27 protein-coding genes and 1 tRNA gene are annotated in these 24,040 nt (G+C 71.4%); 13 read left to right on the top strand and 15 right to left on the bottom strand.

The genetic code is table 11. The features are described from left to right. Positions 1-23 precede the first annotated feature (23 nt). Positions 24-119 (top strand) — tRNA-Sec (locus FFT10_RS10895). Between the two features lie 37 nt (positions 120-156). After that, positions 157-1,515: an MFS transporter gene (locus tag FFT10_RS10890; RefSeq protein WP_137732844.1), complete on the top strand. Its 1,359-nt coding sequence runs from the start codon at positions 157-159 to the stop codon at positions 1,513-1,515. On the opposite strand, the gene FFT10_RS10885 is transcribed toward FFT10_RS10890, so the two are convergent. Further along, the gene (locus FFT10_RS10885) at positions 1,512-2,429 is read right to left on the bottom strand and encodes a DMT family transporter (protein ID WP_137732843.1); all 918 of its coding nucleotides are present in this window, start codon (positions 2,427-2,429) and stop codon (positions 1,512-1,514) included. The two genes, FFT10_RS10890 and FFT10_RS10885, sit on opposite strands and share 4 nt — an antisense overlap. A gap of 92 nt (positions 2,430-2,521) precedes the next feature. On the opposite strand from FFT10_RS10885, the gene FFT10_RS10880 reads away from it, so the two are divergent. Further along, on the top strand, positions 2,522-3,541 hold the full coding sequence (locus FFT10_RS10880) for a methionine synthase (RefSeq protein ID WP_137732842.1): 1,020 nt from the start codon (positions 2,522-2,524) through the stop codon (positions 3,539-3,541). Between the two features lie 13 nt (positions 3,542-3,554). Here the strand turns inward: FFT10_RS10880 and FFT10_RS10875 are convergent, their stop codons facing one another. Continuing rightward, entirely contained in the window at positions 3,555-3,800 is a 246-nt protein-coding gene (locus tag FFT10_RS10875) for a hypothetical protein (RefSeq protein ID WP_137732841.1), read from the bottom strand. A 229-nt stretch (positions 3,801-4,029) separates the two neighbouring features. Here FFT10_RS10875 and FFT10_RS10870 point away from each other — a divergent pair, with 229 nt between their 5' ends. Then, a complete protein-coding gene (locus FFT10_RS10870) occupies positions 4,030-4,254 on the top strand; it encodes a hypothetical protein (protein WP_137732840.1) in 225 nt (74 codons plus the stop codon). A 10-nt stretch (positions 4,255-4,264) separates the two neighbouring features. On the opposite strand, the gene FFT10_RS10865 is transcribed toward FFT10_RS10870, so the two are convergent. Further along, the gene (locus tag FFT10_RS10865) at positions 4,265-4,483 is read right to left on the bottom strand and encodes a cysteine-rich CWC family protein (RefSeq protein ID WP_228027054.1); all 219 of its coding nucleotides are present in this window, start codon (positions 4,481-4,483) and stop codon (positions 4,265-4,267) included. A gap of 8 nt (positions 4,484-4,491) precedes the next feature. Then, on the bottom strand, positions 4,492-4,887 hold the full coding sequence (locus tag FFT10_RS10860; protein WP_137732838.1) for a GFA family protein: 396 nt from the start codon (positions 4,885-4,887) through the stop codon (positions 4,492-4,494). 152 nt (positions 4,888-5,039) lie between these two features. Here FFT10_RS10860 and FFT10_RS10855 point away from each other — a divergent pair, with 152 nt between their 5' ends. Both FFT10_RS10855 and FFT10_RS10850 read left to right on the top strand, forming a co-directional pair. Beyond that, positions 5,040-6,119 carry a malate/lactate/ureidoglycolate dehydrogenase gene (locus FFT10_RS10855; RefSeq protein ID WP_137732837.1) on the top strand — a complete coding sequence of 360 codons (1,080 nt, stop codon included), beginning with the start codon at positions 5,040-5,042 and terminating at the stop codon, positions 6,117-6,119. Next, on the top strand, positions 6,116-6,955 hold the full coding sequence (locus FFT10_RS10850) for an SAM-dependent methyltransferase (protein ID WP_137732836.1): 840 nt from the start codon (positions 6,116-6,118) through the stop codon (positions 6,953-6,955). Before FFT10_RS10855 ends, FFT10_RS10850 begins: the two co-directional genes overlap by 4 nt. A 13-nt stretch (positions 6,956-6,968) precedes the next feature. Here FFT10_RS10850 and FFT10_RS10845 read toward each other — a convergent pair whose 3' ends face one another. Further along, on the bottom strand, positions 6,969-7,328 hold the full coding sequence (locus FFT10_RS10845; protein WP_137732911.1) for a translation initiation factor Sui1: 360 nt from the start codon (positions 7,326-7,328) through the stop codon (positions 6,969-6,971). A 13-nt stretch (positions 7,329-7,341) separates the two neighbouring features. Next, on the bottom strand, positions 7,342-7,773 hold the full coding sequence (locus FFT10_RS10840) for an Lrp/AsnC family transcriptional regulator (RefSeq protein WP_137732835.1): 432 nt from the start codon (positions 7,771-7,773) through the stop codon (positions 7,342-7,344). A gap of 128 nt (positions 7,774-7,901) precedes the next feature. Here FFT10_RS10840 and ocd point away from each other — a divergent pair, with 128 nt between their 5' ends. Then, positions 7,902-8,951, top strand: coding sequence for an ornithine cyclodeaminase (gene ocd / locus FFT10_RS10835; RefSeq protein ID WP_137732834.1), 1,050 nt, complete (start codon positions 7,902-7,904; stop codon positions 8,949-8,951). A 60-nt stretch (positions 8,952-9,011) separates the two neighbouring features. Continuing rightward, positions 9,012-9,854: a class I SAM-dependent methyltransferase gene (locus FFT10_RS10830; RefSeq protein ID WP_137732833.1), complete on the top strand. Its 843-nt coding sequence runs from the start codon at positions 9,012-9,014 to the stop codon at positions 9,852-9,854. A 21-nt stretch (positions 9,855-9,875) separates the two neighbouring features. Here the strand turns inward: FFT10_RS10830 and FFT10_RS10825 are convergent, their stop codons facing one another. After that, complete coding sequence (locus tag FFT10_RS10825) at positions 9,876-10,682, bottom strand: SDR family oxidoreductase (RefSeq protein WP_137732910.1); 807 nt, start codon at positions 10,680-10,682, stop codon at positions 9,876-9,878. Between the two features lie 138 nt (positions 10,683-10,820). Here FFT10_RS10825 and FFT10_RS10820 point away from each other — a divergent pair, with 138 nt between their 5' ends. Then, positions 10,821-12,356 (top strand): class I adenylate-forming enzyme family protein, encoded by a 1,536-nt coding sequence (locus FFT10_RS10820; protein WP_137732832.1) that lies wholly within the window; start codon positions 10,821-10,823, stop codon positions 12,354-12,356. A gap of 81 nt (positions 12,357-12,437) precedes the next feature. Here the strand turns inward: FFT10_RS10820 and FFT10_RS10815 are convergent, their stop codons facing one another. Next, a complete protein-coding gene (locus FFT10_RS10815) occupies positions 12,438-14,294 on the bottom strand; it encodes a tannase/feruloyl esterase family alpha/beta hydrolase (RefSeq protein ID WP_228027053.1) in 1,857 nt (618 codons plus the stop codon). 163 nt (positions 14,295-14,457) lie between these two features. Here FFT10_RS10815 and FFT10_RS10810 point away from each other — a divergent pair, with 163 nt between their 5' ends. Next, positions 14,458-15,336, top strand: coding sequence for an AraC family transcriptional regulator (locus FFT10_RS10810; RefSeq protein WP_137732831.1), 879 nt, complete (start codon positions 14,458-14,460; stop codon positions 15,334-15,336). 20 nt (positions 15,337-15,356) lie between these two features. On the opposite strand, the gene FFT10_RS10805 is transcribed toward FFT10_RS10810, so the two are convergent. The 3 genes from FFT10_RS10805 to FFT10_RS10795 form a co-directional block, all read right to left on the bottom strand. After that, entirely contained in the window at positions 15,357-16,067 is a 711-nt protein-coding gene (locus FFT10_RS10805; protein WP_137732830.1) for a type 1 glutamine amidotransferase domain-containing protein, read from the bottom strand. Positions 16,068-16,096: 29 nt separating this feature from the next. Next, positions 16,097-16,507, bottom strand: coding sequence for a PRC-barrel domain-containing protein (locus FFT10_RS10800; protein WP_137732829.1), 411 nt, complete (start codon positions 16,505-16,507; stop codon positions 16,097-16,099). Positions 16,508-16,775: 268 nt separating this feature from the next. Further along, the gene (locus FFT10_RS10795; RefSeq protein ID WP_162520766.1) at positions 16,776-17,288 is read right to left on the bottom strand and encodes a MarR family winged helix-turn-helix transcriptional regulator; all 513 of its coding nucleotides are present in this window, start codon (positions 17,286-17,288) and stop codon (positions 16,776-16,778) included. 77 nt (positions 17,289-17,365) lie between these two features. Between FFT10_RS10795 and FFT10_RS10790 the strand changes: the two genes are divergently transcribed. Beyond that, the gene (locus tag FFT10_RS10790) at positions 17,366-18,004 is read left to right on the top strand and encodes an isochorismatase family protein (RefSeq protein ID WP_137732827.1); all 639 of its coding nucleotides are present in this window, start codon (positions 17,366-17,368) and stop codon (positions 18,002-18,004) included. Between the two features lie 385 nt (positions 18,005-18,389). On the opposite strand, the gene FFT10_RS10785 is transcribed toward FFT10_RS10790, so the two are convergent. After that, a complete protein-coding gene (locus FFT10_RS10785) occupies positions 18,390-18,878 on the bottom strand; it encodes a methyltransferase family protein (RefSeq protein ID WP_228027052.1) in 489 nt (162 codons plus the stop codon). Continuing rightward, positions 18,875-20,215, bottom strand: coding sequence for a DEAD/DEAH box helicase (locus FFT10_RS10780; RefSeq protein WP_137732826.1), 1,341 nt, complete (start codon positions 20,213-20,215; stop codon positions 18,875-18,877). The genes FFT10_RS10785 and FFT10_RS10780 overlap by 4 nt, the downstream gene beginning before the upstream one ends. A gap of 103 nt (positions 20,216-20,318) precedes the next feature. Here FFT10_RS10780 and FFT10_RS10775 point away from each other — a divergent pair, with 103 nt between their 5' ends. After that, complete coding sequence (locus tag FFT10_RS10775; protein ID WP_137732825.1) at positions 20,319-20,900, top strand: tRNA-uridine aminocarboxypropyltransferase; 582 nt, start codon at positions 20,319-20,321, stop codon at positions 20,898-20,900. Position 20,901: 1 nt separating this feature from the next. Here the strand turns inward: FFT10_RS10775 and FFT10_RS10770 are convergent, their stop codons facing one another. Together FFT10_RS10770 and FFT10_RS10765 are read right to left on the bottom strand one after the other, a co-directional pair. Continuing rightward, positions 20,902-21,543, bottom strand: coding sequence for a hypothetical protein (locus FFT10_RS10770; protein ID WP_137732824.1), 642 nt, complete (start codon positions 21,541-21,543; stop codon positions 20,902-20,904). Positions 21,544-21,632: 89 nt separating this feature from the next. Beyond that, complete coding sequence (locus FFT10_RS10765) at positions 21,633-22,256, bottom strand: glycoside hydrolase family 19 protein (protein WP_137732823.1); 624 nt, start codon at positions 22,254-22,256, stop codon at positions 21,633-21,635. Positions 22,257-22,448: 192 nt separating this feature from the next. On the opposite strand from FFT10_RS10765, the gene FFT10_RS10760 reads away from it, so the two are divergent. Continuing rightward, positions 22,449-24,017, top strand: a complete 1,569-nt coding sequence (locus FFT10_RS10760) for an AMP-binding protein (protein ID WP_137732822.1) — start codon at positions 22,449-22,451, stop codon at positions 24,015-24,017. The last annotated feature ends 23 nt before the right edge of the window (positions 24,018-24,040 follow it).

The following is a 24,040-nucleotide window of genomic DNA, read 5'->3' as shown; positions in this document are numbered from 1 at the left end:
CCAGGCGATGATCGAAGGATTCAGGAGGGGAAACGGTCCCGGTGGGCCGGCCGGGCTTCAAACCCGGTGGGTGGCGCTCAGCGCTGCCGGGTGGGTTCGACTCCCATTCCCCTCCGCCAGGCGCGCTGCGCGGCCGGTCAGCCGCCGGCCCGGTTGATGGCCGCCACGCCCCCGTCTGCCGCCGGCCTGGGCCCGCGCGACCGGCTCGCGCTGGCCGCGGTGCTGCTGGCCGTGGCCCTGGCCACGCTCGATTCCACCATCGTCAACACCGCGCTGCCCGCCATCGCGGCTGATCTGAAGTCGCCGCCGGCCCAGGCCATCTGGGTGGTCAATGCCTACCAGCTGGCGGTGGCCGGCTGCCTGCTGCCGTTCGCCGCGCTGGCCGACCGCCTGGGCGCGCGCCGGGTGCACCTGGGCGGGCTGGTGGCCTACATGCTGGCCTCGCTGGGCTGCGCCCTGGCCGACAGCCTGACCGTCCTGGCCATCGCCCGGGCGCTGCAGGGCATTGCCGCGGCGGCGCTGATGAGCGTGAACATCGCGCTGATCCGCGCCATCTACCCGCCGCAGATGCTGGGCCGTGGCGTTGGGCTGAACGCGCTGGTGGTGGGCGTGTCCTTCGCCGCCGGGCCCACCATCGCCTCGCTGGTGCTGGCGGTGGCGCCCTGGCCGTGGCTGTTCGGCATCAACCTGCCGCTGGCCCTGCTGGCGCTGCTGGTGGCCTGGCCGGCGCTGCCGCGCAGCCACACCGCCGGCGCACCGCCCGATCCGCTGACCGCGCTGCTCACCGCGCTGTGCTTTGCCAGCCTGGTCGGTGCGCTGAGCGCCGCCACCCAGCGCCAGCCGCTGGTGGTGGTGGCGCCGTTGCTGGCGCTGACCCTGGGTGCCGGCGCGCTGCTGCTGCGCCGCCAGGCCGGCCATCCGGCGCCCATGCTGCCGGTGGACCTGCTGCGCCGGCCGATGTTCGCGCTGTCGATCTGCACCGCGGTGGCGTCGTTCTGCGCCCAGGGCCTGGCCTTCGTCAGCCTGCCGTTCTTCTTCGAGACGGTGCTGCACCGCGATCCGGTGCAGACCGGCTTCATGATGGCGCCCTGGGCCATCATGGTGGCGGCGATGGCACCGATCGCCGGCCGTCTGTCGGACAGCCAGGCACCGGGCCTGATGGGCGGCATCGGCCTGGTCATCCTCAGCGCCGGCATGGCCGCCATGGCCCTGCTGCCAGGGGATGCCTCGGTGCTGCGCATCACGCTGGGCATGGCGGTGTGCGGCCTGGGCTTCGGCCTGTTCCAGTCGCCCAACCTCAAGGCCATCATGTCGGCGGCGCCGCCGCAGCGCGCCGGTGGTGCCAGCGGCATGGTGGCGATGGCGCGGCTCAACGGCCAGGCCCTGGGCGCGGCCCTGGTGGCGCTGTGCTTCGGCATCGCTGGCAGCCAGGGGCCGGTGGTGGCCTTGGCACTGGGCGCCGGCTTTGCGGCGCTGGGCGCACTGTCCAGCGCGGCCCGGCTGTGGGTGCGCTAAGCCTGGCGCCGCGTCGCCAGCCAGATGCTGGGCAGGATCAGCGCCGCGCCGGCCGCGTGGTACCAGGCCGGCCGCTCGCCCAGCAGCAGCCAGGCAGTGAACGCGGCATACACCGGCCCGAGGTACAGCACCAGCGCGGTGGGCCCGGCGCCCAGCTCGCGCAGCATGAAGGAATAGGCCTGGTAGGCCAGCATGCCCGGCAGCACCGCGGCGGCCACCACCAGGCCCAGTGCGGGCCAGCTGAACGGCGGCGGCGTGACCAGGGCCAGCTCCAGTGCGGTGAAGGGCAGCAGCACCAGGATGCCACCGGCGGTGATGGCCACCAGCCGCTCGGCCGTGCCCAGCCGGCTGGGCCACAGCCGCAGCAGCACCGAGTAGGCCACCCAGCTGACGCCGGCGGCCAGCACCCAGCCGTCGCCGATGGTGAAGCGCACCGCCAGCAGGTTGCGCAGATCGCCCTTGGCGATGACGAACAGCACGCCGGCCAGCGCCAGTGCCACGCCCGCCACCTGGCTGGACGCCATGCGCTCGCCCAGCAGCACCGCGCCCACCACCGCGATGGCCACCGGCGTGGCCGCGTAGATCAGCGCGATGTTGGCCGACGAGGTGGTCTGCCCGCCGATGTAGACGAAGGCGCCGCAGATCCACATGCCCAGGCCGCCCAGCACCAGCAGCTGCTTCCATTCGGCCGCCAGCCAGGGCCGGCCGGCGCGGCGCAGCCCGGCCCAGGCCAGCGGCAGCATCAGCGCGAAGGCCAGGCTCCAGCGGCCCAGGGCCAGCACATGCGGCGAGATCACGCCTGACGCGGCACGGGCGATCAGGTAGTTGCTCGACCAGGCCAGCGGCACCAGCCACAGCAGGATGCGGGCGAAGCGCTGGCGGCGCAGGGCGGCGAGGTCGGCAGGCGTGTTCAAGGCGGGTCCGGAGAGGCGCAGCGCAGGATTGTCACTGCCGTGCTACCTTGCGGCCCCACCCGATCCCACCCGACACCGACAGGAGACCTCCCATGTTCGACACCGCCATCGCCGGCAGCCTGCCCAAGCCCGCCTGGCTGTCCGAGACCGGCAAGCTGTGGCCCCAGTGGCAGGCCCAGGGCGAGGCCCTGGCCCGCGCCAAGGCCGATGCCACGCTGCTGTGGATCAAGCTGCAGGAGGACGCCGGGCTGGACGTGATCGGCGATGGCGAGCAGAGCCGCCAGCACTTCGTGCACGGCTTCCTGGAGCAGGTGGAGGGCATCGACTTCGCCAACAAGGTCGAGATCGGCATCCGCAACGACCGCTACAAGGCCATGGTGCCGCAGGTGGTGGCGCCGCTGCGGCTCAAGGGCCGTGTGCACGCGACTGAGGCGCGCCTGCTGCGTGCCCACACCAGCAAGAAGATCAAGTTCACCCTGCCCGGGCCGATGACCATCGTCGACACCGTGGCCAACCGCCACTATGCCGACCGCGTGGCCATGGCCATGGCCTTCGCCGAGCTGCTGAACCAGGAGGCGCTGGCGCTGCAGGCCGATGGCGTGGACATCATCCAGTTCGATGAGCCGGCCTTCAATGTCTACCTGGACGAGGCCGCCACCTGGGGCGTGCAGGCGCTGGAGCGGGCGGCCCAGGGCCTGACCTGCACGACCGCAGTGCACATCTGCTACGGCTACGGCATCGAGGCCAACATCGCCTGGAAGAAGACCCTGGGCGAGGAGTGGCGCCAGTACGAGAAGGTGTTCCCCGCGCTGGCCGCCAGCCGCATCGACCAGGTCAGCCTGGAGTGCATCCACAGCCAGGTGCCGCCCGAGCTGATGGCCCTGCTCACCGGCAAGGAGGTGATGGTGGGCGTGATCGACGTGGCCAGCGATGTGGTGGAGACGGCCGAGGACGTGGCCGACACCATCGGCCGCGCGCTGCAGTTCGTGCCCAAGCACCGGCTGATCGCCTGCACCAACTGCGGCCTGGCGCCGATGCAGCGCGGCGTGGCCGAGGCCAAGTTGCGCGCCCTGGCCGACGGCGCGGCGCTGGCGCGCCAGCGCTACGCCTGAGAAGACAGGCCGGTCAGGGCAGCAGCTTGCGGCGCAGCGATTCCATGCGCTCGACGCGCCGGGCCGCCAGGAAGATCCAGCCGCCCAGGCTGGCCATGCCCAGCAGCGCGAAGGCCCCGGTCAGCCAGACCGACACGGCCGGACCGCCTTGGCGGCTGGCGATCACGGTGATCGCCAGGAAAATGACCGAGATGGCGAACAGGCCGATCAGGCGGTGGATGCGGTTGAGCTCGATCTCGTCAGGGGTGCGGGGGGGCATGGTGGTCTGCAGGCAGTGAGGAATCCAGCCTGCAGTGTGGCAGACCAGGCGTGGGCCCCGTGCTGGTGCGGTCAACGGCCGCCCACCGGCCGGCAAGATGCGCTCGCCAGCGTGCGCTGTTCGTGCGATCGCGCCGCCGGGCGGCGGCTGAACATGCGCTGGTCGCACCAGGGTTGTCTGAAGGCGGTGCGTCAGCCCGATCCCACACCCCAACTGCCGAGGCGACCCCATGACCGCCCACAACCCCACCGCCCATCCTGCCGCACCCGCCAGCTCGCATGTGCTGCGCTTCGACTCCTTGTTCCACCCCGGCCGCGGCGTGGCCGTGCCCTGTGATGCCAGCGGCCATGTCGACCTGGACACCTTGTCGGAACGGCTGCGCAATGCCTACCTCGGCGCGCGGGCCATGGTCGGCCGCGAATACGCCTGCCCCACGGTGCAGCAGGTGCACTGAAGGCCGCTGGCTAGGGCTGCGGCGGCCGGGCCGCGCAGGCGGCGCAGACGCAGCGCAGGCCGCGGTCCTGCGCCGGCACCAGCGCGATCACATCGCTGGAGAACGACGCGTTCACGCACCAGCAGGGTGGCGCGCTGCCGCCCTGGGCCGCCATGGCACAGGCATTGGGCTGGCCGCAGACCGGGCAGAGGTGGTCCAGGCGGGGTGCGTCCTGCGCGGGGGCGTCCATCGAGGGCCTCATTCGAGAAAGGTCCAGGTGTCGGCGCCGTCGAAGTGCCGCACGGTCACCGCCTGCACCATGGCGGGGTCGAAGTTGTTCAGGTTGACCCCGTGCTTGTCGCCGGGCTGGGGCGCCAGCGGTTCCCAGTGGGTGGCCACGCCGCAGGTGCGGCAGCGCACCGTGCGCAGCGTGCGGTCGCCCCAGATGTAGCTGTCGGTGTGCCCGGGGTGGCCGTCGATGGTGACGCTGCCCACGGCGAAGTAGGCCCACAGCCCGCCCAGGCGGCGGCAGATCGAGCAGTTGCAGCGGGTGGCCTTCTCGGGCCAGGCCGGCAGCGTGAGGCGCACTGCGCCGCAATGGCAGCTGCCTTGCAGCGGGCTGTCCGGGGCGGGTGTGGGCGGGGTGTCGGGCATGCGGGTCGGATCGGTGCCACGCAGGATATCGGCCGCCGCCCGCAACTGTCCACCCTCGTCGCGGCGCCCCCGGGTCTGCCCCTGTGCGGGCGGGGGGTGTCCAGCGTCTAGCATCGGCGACCGGCCACCCGGCCTTGCACCCCCAACAGCCCATGAACGACACCCACCTGATTCCCCTGCCGCGCCTGCAGGCGGCCATGCACCTGGTGGTGCGCGGCTTCGGCAGCAGCGCCGACGAAGTGGCCGCCGTGGCCGGCAACCTGATCGAGGCCAACCTCACCGGCCATGATTCCCACGGCATCGGCATGCTGCCGCGTTATGCCGACGCGTTCCTGCAGGGCGGCCTGCAACCCAACGCCGCCGTCAGCACCGAACTGGATGCCGGCGCCCTGCTGCGGCTGAACGGCAACCGCGGCTTCGGCCAGGTCATCGGCGCGCAGGCCATGGCGCTGGGCATCGAGCGCGCCAAGGCCCTGGGCACCTGCGTGGTGGCGCTGGGCAACAGCCACCACCTGGGCCGCATCGGTGCCTGGGCCGAGCAGGCCGCCGCCGCCGGCCTGGTGTCGATGCACTTCGTCAACGTGATCTCGCGCGGCATCGTCGCACCCTTCGGCGGCGCGGATGCCCGCTTCGGCACCAACCCGTTCTGCGCCGGCGTGCCGCTGACCGGCCGGCCGCCGGTGATCCTGGACTTCGCCACCAGCATGATCGCCCAGGGCAAGACCCGGGTGGCGATGAACAAGGGCGAGCTGGTGGACGACGGCTGCCTGATCGATGACCACGGCCGCCCCACCCGCGAGCCGCGCTTCACCGTGGTGCCGCCGTTCGGCGCGCTGCTGACCTTCGGCGGCCACAAGGGCTTCGGCCTGGCGATGATGTGCGAGCTGCTGGGTGGCGCCCTGGCCGCCGGCATGACGCAGCGCGATGCCGATGCCAGCCAGCGCCGGGTGCTCAACGGCATGTTCAGCGTGCTGGTCGACCCGGCGGCGCTGGCCGACCGCGCCGGCTTCGAGGGCGAGGCCCTGGCCTTCATCGACTGGGTGCGGGCCTCGCCGCCGCGCGAAGGCTTCGACGGTGTGTTGATCGCCGGTGAACCCGAGCGCGCCCACCGCGCCCGCCGCACCGTCGAGGGCGTGCCGGTGGATGCCACCACCTGGCAGGAGATCCTGGACGCCGCCACCAAGCTGGGCGTGGACGCCGCCGCGGTGCAGGCCACCGCGCTGGGCGGGTGAGGGCGCTGCAACGCGCCGCCGTGCTGGCGCTGGCGCTGTGCTTCGGCGCGGCCCAGGCCCAGCCGGGCGGCGACGAGGAGGTGCCCTTCATCACCACGCCCGACCGGGTGACGCTGGCCATGCTGCAGCTGGCCGGCGTCGGCCCGGCCGATAACCTGATCGACCTGGGCTCGGGCGATGGCCGCATCGTCATCACCGCGGCGAAGCGTTTCGGCGCCCGCGGCCTGGGTGTGGACCTGGTGCCCGACCTGGTGGCCCGCAGCGAGGCCAGCGCCCGCCAGGCCGGCGTGGCCGACCGAACCCGCTTCCGCGTGCAGGACCTGTTCGAGACCGACCTGGCCGGCTTCAGCGTCGTCACCATGTACCTGCTGCCCGAGGTCAACCTGAAGCTGCGCCCCCGGCTGCTGGCCCTGCCGCCCGGCACCCGGGTGGTGTCGCATGACTGGGACATGGGCGACTGGGCTGCCGACCGCACGCTGACGGTGGACGTGCCCGAGAAGGCCATCGGCCACGAGAAGCGCAGCCGCGTGCACCTGTGGGTGGTGCCGGCGCCGCTGCAGGGCCTGTGGTGCGGGCCGGGCGGTGTGTCGCTGCAACTGGCCCAGCAGTTCCAGCGGGTGAGCGGCACGCTGCAGCTGGGCGATGAGCAGCGGGCGGTGACGGGCCGCATCGACGGCGCCCGGCTGCACTGGCTGGCCGCCGGCAGCGACCAGGCCTGGCAGGCGCTGGCCGGGTCCGATGGTGCGTTGCAGCTGCAGGCGGTGCCATCTGGCGCAGGGCCGCAGGCGGGCCAGCGGTTGCGACGCGCGGCAGGCCGAAGCTGCCCCGCCAGCTGAGGCTGGTTGCGAGTCAGCCTCCTGCGCGCTTGGCTCGGTGCCCCTCGGCCTGCAGCAGCGCCAGCACCCGATCGACATGATCGCCCTGCACCTCGATCACGCCGTCCTTGCAGGTGCCGCCGGTGCCGCAGGCGGTGCGCAGGCGCTTGCCCAGCGCGGCCAGCGCCACCGCATCCAGCGGCAGGCCACGCACCACCGTCACCGCCTTGCCGCCGCGGCCGCTGGTCTCGCGCCGCACCCGGGCCACGCCGTCACCGGCGGGTACGGCGGCGGCGCTGGCGCAGCGGCAGTCGGCCAGCGGCTGGCGGCAGGCCGGGCACATGCGGCCGCCCTCGGTGCTGTAGACCAGGCCGCCGGCGGGGTTCTTGCGCATCGAGGGCATGGCGCTACAGCTTGTGGATGGACAGCAGGAGGCTGGTTTCGCTGCTGGCGATGCCGCTGATCAGCCGGATGGCGCTGAGCACCCGGTCGAAGGCCTCCAGCGATTCGGCCTGCAGCTCGGCCACGATGTCCCAGCGGCCGTTGGTGGTGTACAGCGCCGTCACATGCGGATGGCCGCGCAGGGCCTTCAGCACCGCGTCGCCGCCGTTGCCGTCGACGGCGATGTTCATCAGCGCGCGGATGCGGTGGGCCTCGATCTGCGGCTTCAGCCGCACGGTGTAGCCGACGATCACGCCCTCCCGCTGCAGCCGCGCCATGCGGTTCTGCACCGTGCCGCGGGCCACCTTCAGCCGCGCGGCCAGCGCCGCCACGGTGGCGCGGCCGTCGTCGCGCAGCAGCGCGATCAGTTCGCGGTCGGTGTCGTCGAGCGGCGTCATGTTGATCAATGGCGTTGGCGAAATGATCAGCTTACCCAACTTTTTGATCAAGGCTGCGGCTTCCGCCTGGCGCTGCCCTGGCCGAGACTGGCCGCCACGGCGCCTTCTGCCCGCAACCAAGCCCGACCATGACCCGCTTCATCGACGTTCCCGCGCTGTCCCAGCTGGTGCAGATGCTGGGCCCTGCCGCCTTCCTGGCCGAGCTGGCCGACACCATCCACGCCGATTTCCTGCGCTGGGAGGATTTCGACAAGACCGCCCGCGTGGCCAGCCACTCGCCCACCGGCGTGATCGAGCTGATGCCGGTGGCCGACGCGCAGCGCTATGCCTTCAAGTACGTCAACGGCCACCCCGGCAACCCGGCCCGCGGCCTGCCCACGGTGATGGCCTTCGGCGTGCTGGCCGACGTGGCGACCGGCCGCCCGCTGCTGCTGTCGGAGCTGACGCTGACCACGGCGCTGCGCACCGCCGCCACCTCGGTGGTGGCCGCGCGGGCATTGGCCCGGCCGGGGGCCCGCCGCATGGCGCTGATCGGCAACGGCGCGCAGAGCGAGTTCCAGGCGCTGGCCTTCCATGCGCTGATGGGCATCAGCGAACTGGCGGTGTACGACGTCGACCCCGCCGCCACCGACAAGCTGGTGCGCCACCTGGCCGCCTGGCCCGGCCTGCGGGTGCAGCGCGCCGGCAGCACCGCCGAGGCGGTGGCCGGCGCCGACATCGTCACCACCGTCACCGCCGACAAGACCCGCGCCACCATCCTGACGCCGGAGATGATCGCCCCCGGCATGCACATCAATGCGGTGGGCGGTGACTGCCCGGGCAAGACCGAGCTGCACCCCGATGTGCTGCGCGCTGCCCGGGTGGTGGTGGAGTACCCGCCGCAGACCCGGGTGGAAGGCGACATCCAGCAGCTGGAGGCCGACTTCCCGGTGGTCGACCTGTGGCGGGTGCTGGCCGGCAACGCCACCGGCCGGCAACACGCGGCCCAGGTGACGGTGTTCGACTCGGTCGGCTTCGCGCTGGAGGACTTTGCCGCGCTGCGCCTGGTGCACCGGCTGGCCCTGGCCCATGGCATCGGCCGGGAGGTGGACCTGGTGCCGTCGGGCGACGATCCCAAGGACCTGTTCCGCTTCGCCGTGGGCGACACGGGCCGCACGGCGCTGCGCCGGGTGGCCTGAGCCGCCGCGCGCCGCGTCGTCCGGCATGGCAGCATCGGGGCTCCACCCCGAGGACGGTCCATGCCCCTTTCCCTGAATCTGCAACGCCGCGCCTTCGGCGGCGCGTTGCTGGCCGCCAGCCTGCCGGGCTGCGCCGTGCTGGCGCCGGCGCCCGCGGTGGACGACAACCGCCTGCGTGCCGCCGTCGCCGGCGGCCACCGCAGCGCCGCCAACCGCGCCCGCGACGGGGCCCGCCATCCGTTCGAGACGCTGCAGTTCTTCGGCCTGGCGCCGACGCACCAGGTCATCGAGCTGTCACCCGGTGGCGGCTGGTTCACCGAGATCCTGGCGCCCTACCTGCGCGGCCAGGGTGTGCTGTATGCCGCCCATGAATCGGCCGCCGACCCGAGCGACTACCGCCGCCGCAGCCGCCAGAACTTCGACGCCAAGCTGGCCCGCGAGCCGGCGCTTTACGACCAGGTGCGGGTGGGCCTGATGCCGCGCACGCCGCGCTTTGCCGACATCGCCCCGCCCGGCGGCGCCGATGCGGTGCTGACCTTCCGCAATGTGCACAACTGGATGGAGGCCAGCCACCTGGATGCCACGCTGCAGGCGGCGTTCGCGGTGCTCAAGCCCGGCGGCATGCTGGGCGTGGAGGAGCACCGCGCGCCGCCAGGCGTGTCCGCCGACTGGGTGGTGAAGAACGGCTACGTGCCCGAGGCGCTGATGGTCGAGCGGGCCGAGGCAGCGGGCTTCCGGCTGGCTGCACGCAGCGAGGTCAATGCCAATCCGCTGGACACCAAGAACCACCCGCACGGCGTGTGGTCACTGCCGCCCACGCTGCGCGGCGGCGAGGCCGACCGCGCGCGCTTTGTCGCCATCGGCGAATCCGACCGCTTCACCCACCGCTATGTGAAGCCCTGAACGGGCCCCTTGCCCGGGCGCTCAGCCGGCGGCGCCCATCACCTTGGCCCGCAGCCGGCGCATGCCGCGCAGCCAGCGGTCGACATCGGCGGTCTTGCGCTGCCAGAAGGTCAGCACCTCCGCGTGCGGCAGGATCAGGAAGCGGCCGTCGCGCAGGCCGTCCAGCGCGCATTGCGCCACCACGTCGGCATCGAGCGCGCCATCGCCCAGGAAGCTGGGGCGGCCGCTGTCGCTGTCGGCGCTCAGCATCATCGGCGTGCGCACGCCCTGCGGGCACAGGCAGCTGACGTGGATGCCCGCATCGCCATGGGCGATGCTCAGCCACTCGGCAAAGCCCACCGCCGCATGCTTGGTGACGGAGTAGGGCGCCGCGTTCACCTGGCTCAGCAGGCCGGCGGCGCTGGCCGTCTGCAGCAGCCAGCCCTGGCCGCGGGCCAGCATCTGCGGCAGCACCGCGTTGGCGGCATGCACATGGGCCATCACGTTGACATCCCAGTGGCGCTGCCAGGTGGCGGCGGGGGCGTCGGCGTCGGTGCGGCTCAGGATGCCGGCGTTGCTGCAGAAGATGTCGACCTGGCCGTAATGGGCGGTGGCCTGGTCCACCAGGGCCTGCACCTGGTCGGCCTGGGCCACGTCGGTGCGCACCGCGAGGACGCCGACCGCCGGTGTCCGGGCGCCGATCTCCGCGGCCACCGCCTGCGCGCCGGCGCCGTCCAGGTCGGACACCACCACGCCGCGCGCCCCGGCCGCGGCAAAGGCCTGGCACAGCGCCTTGCCGATGCCCGAGGCGCCGCCCGTCACCACCACCACCTTGCCCTGGAAGTCCATCGCCATGCGCCTTCTGCTGCGGTTGAAAGCGTCGATTGGCCGCGCCGCGGTGCCCGGTGGACAAGCACCTGGGCGACAGGATGCCGGTGCGCGGCGCTGCTATGGTCTGGCGCCCCGACGCCAGCCCGAGCCGCGCCCATGTCCCTCCCCGCCTCCGCCACCGCACCCGCCCCGTTCCGCGACCTGCCGTCCCTGGTGGCCGAACATGCCCGCCAGCGCCCGCAGGCCACCGCCCTGGTGGTGGGTGCGCAGCGGCTGAGCTATGCCGCGCTGGACGCCCTGGCCGACCGCGTGGCCGCCGGCCTGCAGCGCGACGGCCTGCAGCCCGGCGAGCGGGTGGCCGTCTGCGCCACCAGCAGCCCGGCCTATGTGGCGGTGTTCCTCGGCACGCTGCGCGCCGGTGGCGCGGTGGCGCCGCTGGCGCCCAGCAGCACGGCCGACCAGCTGGTGGGCATGGCGGTGGATGCCGATGCACGCCGCTTCTTCCTGGATGCCGGCGTGGCCGAGGCGCTGGCGGCGGCCGGCGTGGCGGTGCCGGCCGACCTGCCGGTGACGCGGCTGGAGGCGCTGGACACCTGGCTGCCGCCGGAAGGCACGCAACCCACGCCGGTGGCCATCGACCCGGCCTGGCCGTTCAACCTGATCTATTCATCGGGCACCACCGGCACGCCCAAGGGCATCGTGCAGAGCCACGGCATGCGCTGGGGCCACATCCTGCGGGCGGCGATGTCGGGCTATGCGCCCGACTGCGTCACGCTGATCGCCACGCCGCTGTACAGCAACACCACCCTGGTCAGCGTGATCCCCACGCTGGCCTGGGGCGGCTGCGTGATCCTGATGCCGAAGTTCGATGCGCTGGCCTACCTGCAGACCGCCGAGCGCGAGCGCGTCACCCACACCATGCTGGTGCCGGTGCAGTACCAGCGGCTGATGGCGCGGCCCGAGTTCGACAGCTTCGACCTCGGCAGCTACCGCATGAAGTTCTGCACCAGCGCGCCCTTCCACGCCGATCTGAAGGCCGATGTGCTCAAGCGCTGGCCCGGCGGCCTGACCGAGTACTACGGCATGACCGAAGGCGGCGGCACCTGCATGCTGCAGGCCCACCTGCACCCGACCAAGCTGCACACCGTGGGCCAGCCGGCCGATGGGCATGACATCCGCTTGATCGACGAGCAAGGCCGGGTGGTGGCCAAGGGCGAGGCCGGCGAGGTGGTGGGCCGCAGCCCGGCGATGATGACCGGCTACCACAAGCAGCCGGCCAAGACGGCCGAGGCCGAGTGGTACGACGGCGACGGCAACCGCTTCATCCGCACCGGCGACATCGGCCGCTTCGATGCCGACGGCTTCCTGGTGCTGTTCGACCGCCGCAAGGACATGGTCATCTCCGGCGGCTTCAACATCTACCCCAGCGACCTGGAGGCCGTGCTGCGCCAGCACCCGGCGGTGGCCGACTGCGCGGTGGTGGGCGTGCCCAGCGCCGAATGGGGCGAGACGCCGGTGGCGTACGTCGTGCGGCGCGACGGTGCCAGCGCCAGCGAGGAGGACATCCGCGGCTGGATGAACAGCCAGGTGGGCAAGACCCAGCGCCTCTCCGGCCTGCGCTTCACCGACGAGCTGCCGCGCAGCGCCATCGGCAAGGTTCTGAAGCGGGAGTTGCGCGAGGCCTGGCGCTGAGCGGGCGCTGCGCGCCGGCGATGGGCTGCGTGCAGGCCCTGCGGGAGCCCAGAGGTCAGCCAGCACCCCCGGGCTCTGGGGCTACTGGCAGCTGTAGCTTCCCTCGGCGGTCGGCGACCCGCTGCCGGCGTAGACGGGCTTCTTCGGGAACGGACACACCGGCATCGAGACGCTGGCATCGGCCGAGCGCAGGACCACCCGCTCCGGTGCATTGTTGTTCTCGACCCAGTCGACGAGCAGGTCGAAGAACTGGGTGGCGCCGGGCAGCGGCACGTTGTTCGGCGTGGCCGCCGGTCCGCTGAGGCCGCTGACCGAGCCCACCCCACCACAGTGGCCGAGTGCGGGCACCATGAAGAGGCGGTTGAACTTCTGCGCCTCGGCAAAGCCCCCCGCAGCGTTGGCCATGCGGGTGTAGTAGTTGATCGACCCCTGCGCCGGGATCAACTGGTCGCCCCAGCCGTGGAAGTGGATGATCTTGGCGCCCTTGGCACGCGCCCGGGACAGGTCCGGCTTGTCGGTGTTGATGCCGCCGAAGAACGGCTGCAGTGCATCGCCTTGCGCCGAGACGCCGGCCAGATCGGCGTAGGTCATGCTGCGCCAGCGGTTCTGGCCGTTGCCCGAGGGGTTGGTGAAGGTGGGTGTCGCATAACCCGGATCCTGCAGCGTCAGCGCGGCCATGTCGGTCGCGATGGGGAACGGCCCGAAGAACGGCGGGCTGGCCGCATCACCGGCCAGCAGGCCGAGGAACGCGCCCCGTGACAGGCCCCACCACAGTTGGTTGCTGTTCGCGAGCGTCGCGTTGCTGGCGTTGTCCACCAAGGGGTCGGGCACCGAGCCGTCGGCCGTCTGGCCGTACCAGACCTTGTTGATGGCCTGCGCCTGCGCCAGGTTCACGCAGGCCGCATGGCTGCTGGTGCCCACCACGCCGTTGCCCTGCGCGCCGTTGCACAGCACGGCGGCATCGCGGGTCGGGTCGTAGCGGCATTGCCGCGGATCGGTGATGAAGCCCAGCGCTTGTCCGCCGACGACGCCGCAGGCGCTGACCGCGGCGGCACTGACCAGGCCGAGCTGCGCGCCCGACAGGTTGCCGCCGAGATCACGCTGCATCACCACCTGCGGGTACAGCTCGTAGGAGATGAAGCGCGTCCAGTTCATGGCCGGCGCCTCGATCACGTAGCCGTCGTACGCGTCGGGATGCTCCTGGGCCATCTTGTAGCCCTGCCGGCCGCCGGTCGAGCAGCCCTCCCAGTAGGCGTACTTCTGCGGCTTCAGGTAGTAGGCGCGGGCCAGCGCCTTGGTCTTCAGGGCGAGCTGCTGCAGGCTGCGCTCGGCGAAGTCCTTCCACAGCGTCGCGTTGATGCCACCGTCCTCGCGCATCGCGAAGCTGCCGGCCGGCGCGGTGTGGCCGGTGTCGGTGGTGCCGACCACATAGCCGCTGGCGGCCACGCTCGCCGCATTGGCGTTGCCGACCAGCGTGGTCGACGCCTGCGTGCCCCCGGCCCAGCCGCCGCCGCCGAGGTTGCGGATGCGCTCATTCCACTTCGCCGGCGATGGCAGCCAGACCTCGATGCCGATGCCGGCCGAAGTGGACGCTGCACCGGCCGTGCCCGGGCTGCCAGGCCCCACCAGCAGCTTCACCATGCACAGGTCGGCGGCCGCGGTCGGTGGTGTGCCGGTGGTTCCTGCCAGGGCCAGCGGGTCGCCCTGCTTGAAGGGCTTGACCAGCAGCACCTGGGTGTCGGCGTCCGGCTTGAACGCGGACTTCATCGTGTCGTCGCAAGCGAGTGCGGCCTCGGGCTGGCTGGGCGGTGGCGATGGCGGCGTGCTGTCGCCGTCGCCGCCGCTGCAGGCGGCCAGCAGGGCCGCGGCGGACGCAACGGCGCAGCCTGTGGTGAGCCGCTGCGCCCAGCCGGGACGCATGGGGATGTTGGGTTCCATGAAAGACGCCTCCTCGTTGTGATGCTCGACGCTCGAGCTGGAGGCGACTGTAGGAAGCCATGCACTTTAGTTCTTTCGCCGTCTCGCGGTTCCTGTCGAAATCGGTCTGTACTCGGGAAAACGAGCGGATCGGATGTTCTGCAACGTGCACGATCATGCATGCATGGACAAGTGCACCTGGCGCGATCTGCCGACCTCGAACGACCCGACCACGCCTCTGGCGTTCTGTCCGGCGTCGGTGTCCGGCCTGCCGGTGATGGTGCTGCCGATCCCCGCGGTTGGCGAACTGGAGCGCGATCTCTTCTCGCAGCCCCGCATCTTCGTGGCCCACACCGGCCAAGGCCGCCGCTGGTACCAACTAGGCGCGCAGACACGTGCGCTGCGCACGGCCCCGCGAATGATCGAGATCTACGAGGGCGGCCTGCGCTTCGGCCACTGCCGGTGGGAAGGCGAGGCGGGCCGCTGCGTGATGATCGCGTTCGCCAATGCCGAGGTGCAGGCCCTGACGCACGGCCAGCTGCAGCGGCTGGATCTGCGCACGCAGCACGAGCTGTTCGACGACCGCATCAGCAGCCTGGCGCTCGAGCTGGCGCAGCAGGCCTTGCAAGGCTTGCCGGAAGGCCGCCTGTACGCCCAGGGACTGGGCGTCGCGCTGCTGGGCCTGCTGGCCGCGCAGGGTGGCCAGCAGGACGGATCAGCGTCGGCGCGCGGCGCAGGGCGGCTTGCCGCACGACAGCAGCAGCGGCTGGAGGCGCTCATCGAGGACCACCCCGCCGCCGATCTGTCGCTCACCCGCCTGGCTGACGAGGTCGGGCTGAGCCCGCACCACTTTGTTCGCGTCTTCAAGGCGAGCTTCGGCACCACACCGCACCGCTACGTGCAGCAGCGGCGGCTCGAAGCGGCGGCTGCGGCCTTGCGCCGCGACGACCGCCGGCCCATTGCCGAGATCGCGCTGGCGCATGGGTTTGCGAGCCAGTCGCACATGACCGAGCTGATGCGCCGCAGGCTCGGCCTGACACCGCGCGCGCTACGGCGGTGCTAGCCAGCGCACAGCGCGTGGCTTCAACGCTGCAGGATGCCGTCCAGAGACGACGCGTTCCCGAGTGCTGTCAGCAGCGCTCGGGCGGCGCCTTCCGACGACGCCGGGTTCTGGCCCGTGATCAACCGGCCATCGACCACGACATGCGGCTGCCAGTCTGCCGCCTTGGAGTACCTGCCGCCCTGGTCCCTGAGCATGTCCTCCACCAGGAATGGCACCACCTTGGACAGGCCTGCTGCTTCCTCCTCGGTGTTCGTGAACCCGGTGATGTTCTTGCCCGTCACCAGCCACTGACCGCCGGGCGTTCGGGCATGTCGAAGCACACCAGGTGCATGGCAAACCGCAGCCACTGGTTTGCCGGCAGCGGTCATCGCGTCGATCAGGGCGATCGACGCAGGGTCTTCGGCCAGGTCCCACAACGGGCCGTGGCCGCCGGGGTAGAACAAGGCATCGAACTTGGCCGCATGCAGCGTCGACAGCACGACCGTTTCGGCCAGCGCCGACTGCGCTGCGGTGTCGGACTTGTAGCGGCGCGTGGCGGCTGTCTGCGACGCTGCGTCATCGCTCTTGGGGTCGAGCGGCGGCTGGCCGCCGAGCGGTGATGCCAAGGTGAGCGTGGCACCCGCCTCCTTGAAGACATAGTAGGGAGCCGCGAACTCCTCGAGCCAGAAGCCGGTCTTGCGGCCGGTGTCGCCGAGCTGTGCGTGAGAGGTGAGGACCATCAGGATGTGCATGGGAGCGGGCGCTGGCGGGAGGGAGGGTCTCATTCGGCCGTGTAGGGCGTGCCGTAGAACTTGTGCACGCCGCTGGCCCATGTTTTGTCCGACATCGACGGCCAGTGGTCCTTGTCGAAGCCCGGTGCGTCCTTCAGCGCGTTCTTCGGGACACGGAGTGTGAAGCGCTTGTTCGCCGTGTCCAGTGCCAGCGCCGCCCAAGGGACAGCGAACAGCTTGTCGCCCATGCCCATCAGGCCGCCGAACGACAGCACCGCGTACGCCACCTTGCCGGAAGCCATGTCGAGCATGAACTCCTTGATGTCGCCGAGATCTTCGCCGTCTTGGTTATAGACATCGTTGCCAAGGAGGGTGTTCGCCCCCATCAGCGACGGGCCTGGCCCGGCTGCAGCGTTGGCGTACATGCCGTAGTTGTCGCGCGTGACGTAGTTGGTTGTCATGGTCGTTCCCTGGTCTGAGGCGTGTGAAGGAGCATCTGTCCAATGCGCCGACGAGGCGCGCTGGAACCGAGTTCCGCGGTGACGGCCGGGGCCGTGCACGGCTCCGGCGCGAGATGGAAGATAGGGGTCCGGAGGCGCGCAGTCCGTGCGCAGGCGCACCCAGGCGCCGATGTGCGGCAGCGCTCGGACGCGCCCGCTGCCGGTCCCGGGCATGGCTGCTGTCAGTGTGATGGCCGCCGCCGGCCGGCCAGCCGCTTCGGGCTCCGCCCTACGCGCCGCTGCGATTGGCGGTGAGACCCGAAGTGGGGTGTTGTCCCTCAGCGGAAGCTGATCGCTCCATCCCGGCCAGACACGCGAGCATGTCGCGCAAGGCAAATTGCTTGGCGGTGCTCAGCGGGTTGAGCAGCCGTTCTTCGGCGGCTGCCATGACCTCGGCGGCGACCAGATGCAGCTGCAGGCCCTTGGCGGTGGCGACCAGTCGGTAGGCGCGCCGATCCTGAGGATCGGGCGTTCGCTCCAGCCAATCGGCGGCCGCCAAGCGGTCCACCATCGTGACCATGGTTGTTCGATCGATACCCAGGCGTTGACCGATCTGCGCCTGCGTCTGGCCTGCGTGCAGCACCACCTCATTGAGGAGACCGAACTCCCTGGGCAGCAGATCCAGGTGCTTCAGCGAATGTTCGCAATCGGCGCGAAAGCGCATCGCCAAACCCATCAGTTGGTGGCCGATGTACGCCGTGGTGGCTCGCAGGGGCCTGCTCGCCAAGGGTTCTCTTTTCATGCATGGGATGCTGCAGTCCACCATATCGTCAGTATCACTGATGATCACTGATACAAATCAATCAACCGGAGTCACTCGTGCACACGATCAACCGATTGCGTCTCGACGCCTGCGTCTTTGCCTTCATCGACCACCAGCCTTTCGTCACCTTCCCAGTGGCATCGATTCCACATGCCGAGTTGGTGAACAACGTGACCGGCCTGGCCAAGGTGGCGAAAGCGCTCGATGTGCCGGTGGTACTGAGCACCATCATGGCTCGAGGTGGGCCGTTGAGCGATCCGTTGTTCTCGCAGCTGAGCGCGCTCTTTCCCGGCGTGACGCCGATTGACCGGCGCAACACCAATGCCTGGTCCGATCCAGCGTTTGTGGCGGCAGTGGAAGCCACCGGGCGACGCCAGCTGGTCCTCTGCGGGCTATGGACCGAGGTGTGCCTGGCTCAGACGGTGGTGTCCGCACTTGCAGCCGACTACGAGGTGTACTTCGTGGCGGACTGCTCTGGCGGTGTCAGTGCCGAGGCACACGCGGAGGGCAAGCAGCGCATGGTTCAAGCCGGTGCGATCCCCATGACCTGGTTGTCGGTCATGGCCGAGCTATGCCCTGACAACACGGCCCCGGCTTACCAGAACTTGTACCCTGTGATGCTGGAGCATGGCGGCGCTGTCGGCGTGGAGGTGCAGTACGTGCTGGCCCAGCTGCCATCGGGTGCCACGGCATGACGAACAAGAAACGCAGTCAATGGGGAGGGCGTCCACGAAGAACGGTGCGATGAACAGGGCGGTGTGGGTCCAGCAAGGGTTGCTGGCTACGGCACTTGGGAAGCCGCCGGCGCTCGCTGCCGCGGGCACGAAAGCTGCCTTCAGGCGCCGCACGATGTCTTGAAGGGCGTCGACATGTGCATCGGTCCTGTCCGCCACACTGCTGCTGTACGGGGTGTCGGCGGATGTCTCCGCGCCGCGACATGCTGACTGGCCCATCCTCGCTTCGGCTCCCTGCGCACCCGGCGCGCTGGTCGGCACCCTGACCCACTTGCCGATCAGAGGCCGGGTCTGGCCCGGCGGCGTCGTGCACCGTGGGTTCCGCGGAAGACGCCCACCCGCCCGCTCATACCAGCCACGGAATGAACTTCGATGATGCCTTCTGGTAGTCCGCGTACGCCGGGTGTTGGGCAGCCATCCAGCGCTCCTCCAGCCCGGCCTTGATCCACAGCACCGCCAGCAGCGCGAAGAACGCGGTGCCCACCAGCATGCGGCCAGGGATGTCGACGCCGTACACGCCGGACAGGCCCATCAGCAGGATGGCCGAGTACATCGGATGCCGGATCCAGGCATAGGGCCCGCTGCGCACCAGCTGGCCGCCGGCCTTGGGCACCGGCCGGATGTTGAAGTTGCCGGGCCGGTTGGCCGCCAGCGCCCAGCCGCCCAGCGCCACCCCGGCCGCCAGCACCACCCACGCCAGCACTGAGGCCTGCAGCGCCAGGAACGACGGCCCGGCGCGCCAGGCGATCACCGCGATCAGCGCGAACTGCAGCAGCACCAGGGCCACGCCGGTGAGCTGGTTGGCGGGTTTGCCGGGGGTGGGGGTGTCGCTCATCGTGGAGTCCTCGTCGCGGCGGTGGCGCCGGCAGCTGCAGCCGCGGCGGCGCGCAGCTTGTCCTTCTTGCTCGGCCGCTTGCCCTTGATGCCGCCGTTGCCATCGGCCACGGCGGGCGGCAGCGGCTCGGCGACGGGTTCGAAGCCGGGCACCACCTCGCGCGGCACCCGCTGCTGCTGGCGCTTCTCGATCAGCCGGAAGTGGGCCTCGCTGCCCGGCGCATCGGCCAGGATGAAGCTCACTGCCAGGCCGCTGGCGCCGGCGCGCCCGGTGCGGCCGATGCGGTGGGTGTGGTCCACCGCCGATCGCGGCAGGTCATGCTGCACCACCACGCCCAGGCCGGGCAGGTCGATGCCGCGGGCGGCCAGGTCGGTGGCCACCAGCACCGGCAGCCGGCCGGCGGCGAAGGCGTCGAGCGCCGCGGCGCGGCGGCCGGGGCTCTGGCTGCCGTGCAGGGCCTCGGCCTGCAGGCCCTGGCGGCGCAGCTTGTCGGCCACATGCTCGCTGGCGTACTGCGTGGCCACGAACACCAGCGTGCGCGGCCAGGCTTCGCTGGCGACCAGATGACGCAGCAAGGTGGTGCGCCGGCCGCTGTCGACGACGATGGCGCGCTGGGTGATGGCCGGCGCCGGTGCCGCGTGGTCGCCGGCTGCTGCGTCCACCTGCAGCGGATCGTGCAGCACCTGCGCAGCCAGGGCCCGCACCGCGTCGGGCAGGGTGGCGGAGACCAGCAGCGTCTGGCGGCGCGCGGGCAGCGCGGCCAGCACCTGGCCCAGTTCGTCGGCAAAGCCCAGGTCCAGCAGGCGGTCGGCCTCGTCCAGCACCAGGGTGGCCACGTCGTCCAGGCGCAGGGCGTTGTGGGCCAGCAGGTCGAGCAGACGGCCGGGCGTGGCCACCAGCAGGTCGGTGCCGCCGCGCAGGGCCATCAGCTGCGGGTTGATCGAGGCGCCGCCCACCGCCAGCACCAGCTTGGGCGCAGCGGGCAGGTCTGCCAGCAGGGCGCGGGCGGCGGCGGCGGTCTGCAGCGCCAGCTCGCGCGTGGGGGCCAGCACCAGGGCGCGCAGGCGGCGCGGGCGGGCGGGCGGGCGCTGCGGCTGGGCCACCAGGCGCTGCAGCAGCGGCAGCAGGAAGGCGGCGGTCTTGCCCGAGCCGGTGGGCGCCAGGGCCAGCACATCGCGCCCGTGCAGCGCGGCCGGCAGCACCTGCACCTGCACCGGCGTGGGCTGCAGCCAGCCTGCTGCGGCTGCCGCGGCCGTGAGGCCCGGCAGCAGGCCCAGGGTGGCAAATCCCGGTGCAGACGGGTCGGCAGCGGCGGGAAGGGTCGGCTCGTCGGGCATGGGCACGCGGGGGTGGGGCTGGGGCAGGGGGGATGGGGCGAGGCGTGCAGGCCCGGGTGGCGGGTCAGTGTACGGCTGCGGCCGTGCTAGCTTGCGGCCTGCCATGCGCCCTGTCTGCTCCCGCTGTCACCTGCCGTTGCCGGCCTGCCTGTGTGCCTGGGTGCGGCCCATCGCCAACCGGCTGCCGCTGCTGGTGCTGCAGCATCCGCAGGAGGCGGCGCAGGCCAAGGGCAGCCTGCGCCTGCTGGGTCTGAGCCTGTCGGCCTGCCGTGTGCAGGTGGGCGACAGCTTCGACCCGGCAGCATTGACCGCCTGGCTGGGGCCGCCCGGCAGCAGCCTGCTGCTGTACCCCGACGCGCCCGGTGCACCGCCGCGGCCCGCAGATGCGCTGCCCCAGCCGGCGCAGCTGGTGCTGCTGGACGGCACCTGGCGCCAGGCCCGGGCGCTGCTGCGCCGCCATCCCGCGCTGCAGGCCTTGCCGCGCTGGGCGTTGCCGGCGGTCGCGCCGTCGCGCTACCGCATCCGCCGCGCGCAGCAGCCGGCGCAGCGGTCGACGCTGGAGGCGGCCTGCACCGCGCTGGGCCAGCTGGAAGACCGGCCGGCGCACTATGCGCCGCTGCTGGCGGCCTTCAGCGGCTGGGTGGACGCGGTGGCGGCGCGGGCCGAGGCCGGCTGCGGCGGCTGAATCAGCGCGGCGCGCCCAGCGGCTGGAAGCGGTCGGCGCCGTCCAGGTCGGGCAGGCAGCGGCGCGGGTTGGCGCTCAGCCGGCTGCGGCGCTGGGTTGTCGCATCGGTCTGCGCATTGCCGCTGCGCACCACCACCGCGCCGGTCAGGAAGTTGATGCTGGTGTCCTGCGTGTCCTGGGTGCCGCGGTGGGTCTGCAGCGTGTCGTGGCCGATCAGGCGCACGCAGCCGCGTTCCAGCCGGAAGCGGTAGGTCTGCACCGCTGACAGGTACGAGCCTGCCGTGCTGGTCAGCCCCAGCGACAGGCTGAAGCCGCCGCGACCGGCGGCGAGTTCGCCGTTGACCAGCGGGTCTTCCTGCGTGGCCAGATCGACCCGCGGCACCAGGCGGGCGTTCTGCGCCGCCAGCACCCAGCCGTCACGCTGATGCAGCAGCACCGCCAGCAGCCGTTCAGGCGACTGGCCGGTGCCCGGCGGTGCGGGCGGCGCCTCGGGCTGCAGCAGCAGCACGGCATCGGTGCGCTTGTCGCGGTTGAGGTCGATGTCCACCTGCTGGGCCACCTGCCAGCCGGCCGGCACAAAGCCTGCCGGCGTGGCGGCCGAGGCCGGCAGGGCCGGCGGCGCGGCCAGGGCGGGCGCTGCCACGCCCAGCGTCGCCAGGCACAACGCCGCCAGGGCCCGGGCGGGCCACTGGCGGCGCGTGGATGGGGTGGTTGCGGCTGCCGTTGCCTGCATCAGGTCGACCAGATGTCCAGCGCGCGGTCGGTGGCGGCGCGGCGCTCGGCCAGGGCCAGCTTGGCCGGGCCGTTCACCCGCTCGGTGACGGCCTCGATGTCGCCGGCATCGGCCAGCGGCGAGCACTTCTTGGCGTCCCAGAAGGCAAACGCCACCTTGGCGGCGGTGGGGTTCACGCGCACCCAGTCGGGGTTGTTCTCCAGGTCCAGGCCGATCAGCTTGCCCATCTCGCGGTAGTTGTAGCGGCCGGTGAGCTGCTTGTAGCCCGAGCCGCGGTACTTCCAGCCGTCGCCGCTGGCCTCGTCGCCGTTGCCCAGGTCGGCACGGCCGCCGTACACCCGGTTGGCGATGGCCTGCGGGCCCTTGGCGATCAGGGCCTTCGCGTCCTCGATGCCCTTGACCTTGGAGAACAGCGCGTCCAGCCGCTCGGGGTTGCGGTAGTTCATGTTCTCTTCCATCAGCGTGAGGCCGCCGGTCTCCACCGAGATCTGGCCCAGGAAGGCACAGAGACGGCGCACGTTGTCGACCGTGCTCTCCTTGCGGGCCGCCTCCAGGGCAGCGGCGTGGGCGGCGGCGTCCTTGATGTTGGGCGCGAACTTCAGCAGCTTCTCGGCAGTGATCATGGTGTCGTCCAGGTGGTGGAAGGTGGAGGGCGGTGGAAATGCCACCGGCCGCGCAGGTTAGCCGCCGCGCCCGGGCGCAGCAAGGATCGCATTGATGACACCCTGGCGACAGACCGGGCAAACACCCAAGGCCGGCCGCGGAGGCGCTCCGGACAATGCCCGCGGTGCACCACGCACGCCGCAGGAGACCGCATGTACCCCGGAATCTACGCCCAGAAGCTCGCCGACCGCCCCGCCTTCATCATGGCCAGCAGCGGCGAGACCGTCACCTATGCCGAGCTGGAGGCCCGCAGCAACCGCCTGGCCCACCTGCTGCGTGCCCAGGGCCTGCAGCGCCTGGGCCATTACGCCGTGTTCATGGAGAACAACAGCCGCTATGTGGAGGCCTGCGTGGCCGGCGAGCGCAGCGGCCTGTACTACACCTGCATCAACGGCTACCTGCAGGCCGACGAGTTGGCCTACATCCTGAACAACAGCGAATCGAAGCTGCTGGTCACCTCCATCGACAAGCTGCCGGTGGCCCGCCAGGCCCTGGCCGAGTGCCCGGGCGTGGCGCTGTGCCTGGTGGTGGGCGGCGGCGCGGCGGTGGAGGGCACGGTCGGCGCCGCGCGGGTGACCGACTACGCCAGCGCCATCGCCGCCCACCCGGCCACGCCGATCGCCGACGAGGCGCTGGGCACGTCGATGCTGTATTCGTCCGGCACCACGGGGCGCCCCAAGGGCATCCTGCGGCCGCTGCCGGAGAACCCGCCGTCCGAGCCGATCGCGCTGTTCCATTTCCTGGCCAAGCTGTGGCAGTGCGAGGAGGGCATGCGCTACCTGTCGCCGGCGCCGCTGTACCACTCGGCGCCGCTGGCCAACGTGAGCCTGGTGATCCGCTACGGTGGCACGGTGGTGATCATGGAGCACTTCGATCCGCTGCACTACCTGGAACTGGTCGAGCAGCACCAGATCACCCACAGCCAGCTGGTGCCGACGATGTTCAGCCGCATGCTCAAGCTGCCCGAGGCCGACCGGAAGCGGCACGACCTGTCGTCGCTGAAGATCGCGGTGCATGCCGCCGCGCCCTGCCCGGCGCAGGTGAAGGAGGCCATGATCGGCTGGTGGGGACCGATCATCCACGAGTACTACGGCGCCACCGAGGCCATGGGCTTCACCGCCTGCAACACGCCCGAATGGCTGGCCCACCGCGGCACCGTGGGCCGGGTGCTGATGGGCGACATCCACATCCTGGACGATCAGATGCAGCCGGTGGCCAAGGGCCAGACCGGCGAGATCTGGTTCAAGACCGCCAATCCCTTCGAGTACTACCAGGATCCGGAACGCACCGCCCAGACCCGCTCGGCTGACGGCACCATGACCACCGTGGGCGACATGGGCTACCTCGACGACGACGGCTTCCTGTACCTGACCGACCGCAGCACCTTCATGATCATCTCCGGCGGGGTCAACATCTACCCGCAGGAATGCGAAAACCTGCTGATCACCCACCCCAAGGTGGCCGATGCGGCGGTGTTCGGCGTGCCCAATGCCGACCTGGGCGAGGAGGTGAAGGCGGTGGTGCAGCCGGTGGCCGGCCAGGCCCACACGCCCGAGCTGGCCGCCGAGCTGATCGCCTTCTGCCGTGCCCACCTGGCCCACCTGAAGTGCCCGCGCAGCATCGATTTCAGCCACGAGCTGCCGCGCCTGCCCACCGGCAAGCTGTACAAGCGCAAGCTGCGCGATGCCTACTGGGCGGGCCACGGTTCACGCATCGTCTAGCAGCCGGCAGCCGGCCGTGTCCC

Origin of the sequence: Pseudaquabacterium pictum (assembly GCF_005403045.1) — a bacterium.
GTDB classification, from domain to species: Bacteria; Pseudomonadota; Gammaproteobacteria; order Burkholderiales; family Burkholderiaceae_C; genus Pseudaquabacterium; species Pseudaquabacterium pictum.
Note: the sequence above shows the minus strand (reverse complement) of the source record. Positions and strands in the feature narration are given on the sequence as shown.

What these genes read in the sequence shown, in the direction of transcription:
- FFT10_RS10890 (WP_137732844.1), top strand. Translation starts at nt 157, where the DNA reads ATGGCCGCCACGCCCCCGTCTGCCGCCGGCCTGGGCCCGCGCGACCGG.
- FFT10_RS10880 (WP_137732842.1), top strand. Translation starts at nt 2,522, where the DNA reads ATGTTCGACACCGCCATCGCCGGCAGCCTGCCCAAGCCCGCCTGGCTG.
- FFT10_RS10875 (WP_137732841.1), bottom strand. Translation starts at nt 3,800, where the DNA reads ATGCCCCCCCGCACCCCTGACGAGATCGAGCTCAACCGCATCCACCGC.
- FFT10_RS10870 (WP_137732840.1), top strand. Translation starts at nt 4,030, where the DNA reads ATGACCGCCCACAACCCCACCGCCCATCCTGCCGCACCCGCCAGCTCG.
- FFT10_RS10865 (WP_228027054.1), bottom strand. Translation starts at nt 4,483, where the DNA reads ATGGACGCCCCCGCGCAGGACGCACCCCGCCTGGACCACCTCTGCCCG.
- FFT10_RS10860 (WP_137732838.1), bottom strand. Translation starts at nt 4,887, where the DNA reads ATGCCCGACACCCCGCCCACACCCGCCCCGGACAGCCCGCTGCAAGGC.
- FFT10_RS10855 (WP_137732837.1), top strand. Translation starts at nt 5,040, where the DNA reads ATGAACGACACCCACCTGATTCCCCTGCCGCGCCTGCAGGCGGCCATG.
- FFT10_RS10845 (WP_137732911.1), bottom strand. Translation starts at nt 7,328, where the DNA reads ATGCGCAAGAACCCCGCCGGCGGCCTGGTCTACAGCACCGAGGGCGGC.
- FFT10_RS10840 (WP_137732835.1), bottom strand. Translation starts at nt 7,773, where the DNA reads ATGACGCCGCTCGACGACACCGACCGCGAACTGATCGCGCTGCTGCGC.
- ocd (WP_137732834.1), top strand. Translation starts at nt 7,902, where the DNA reads ATGACCCGCTTCATCGACGTTCCCGCGCTGTCCCAGCTGGTGCAGATG.
- FFT10_RS10830 (WP_137732833.1), top strand. Translation starts at nt 9,012, where the DNA reads ATGCCCCTTTCCCTGAATCTGCAACGCCGCGCCTTCGGCGGCGCGTTG.
- FFT10_RS10825 (WP_137732910.1), bottom strand. Translation starts at nt 10,682, where the DNA reads ATGGACTTCCAGGGCAAGGTGGTGGTGGTGACGGGCGGCGCCTCGGGC.
- FFT10_RS10820 (WP_137732832.1), top strand. Translation starts at nt 10,821, where the DNA reads ATGTCCCTCCCCGCCTCCGCCACCGCACCCGCCCCGTTCCGCGACCTG.
- FFT10_RS10815 (WP_228027053.1), bottom strand. Translation starts at nt 14,294, where the DNA reads ATGGAACCCAACATCCCCATGCGTCCCGGCTGGGCGCAGCGGCTCACC.
- FFT10_RS10810 (WP_137732831.1), top strand. Translation starts at nt 14,458, where the DNA reads ATGGACAAGTGCACCTGGCGCGATCTGCCGACCTCGAACGACCCGACC.
- FFT10_RS10805 (WP_137732830.1), bottom strand. Translation starts at nt 16,067, where the DNA reads ATGCACATCCTGATGGTCCTCACCTCTCACGCACAGCTCGGCGACACC.
- FFT10_RS10800 (WP_137732829.1), bottom strand. Translation starts at nt 16,507, where the DNA reads ATGACAACCAACTACGTCACGCGCGACAACTACGGCATGTACGCCAAC.
- FFT10_RS10795 (WP_162520766.1), bottom strand. Translation starts at nt 17,288, where the DNA reads ATGAAAAGAGAACCCTTGGCGAGCAGGCCCCTGCGAGCCACCACGGCG.
- FFT10_RS10785 (WP_228027052.1), bottom strand. Translation starts at nt 18,878, where the DNA reads ATGAGCGACACCCCCACCCCCGGCAAACCCGCCAACCAGCTCACCGGC.
- FFT10_RS10780 (WP_137732826.1), bottom strand. Translation starts at nt 20,215, where the DNA reads ATGCCCGACGAGCCGACCCTTCCCGCCGCTGCCGACCCGTCTGCACCG.
- FFT10_RS10775 (WP_137732825.1), top strand. Translation starts at nt 20,319, where the DNA reads ATGCGCCCTGTCTGCTCCCGCTGTCACCTGCCGTTGCCGGCCTGCCTG.
- FFT10_RS10765 (WP_137732823.1), bottom strand. Translation starts at nt 22,256, where the DNA reads ATGATCACTGCCGAGAAGCTGCTGAAGTTCGCGCCCAACATCAAGGAC.
- FFT10_RS10760 (WP_137732822.1), top strand. Translation starts at nt 22,449, where the DNA reads ATGTACCCCGGAATCTACGCCCAGAAGCTCGCCGACCGCCCCGCCTTC.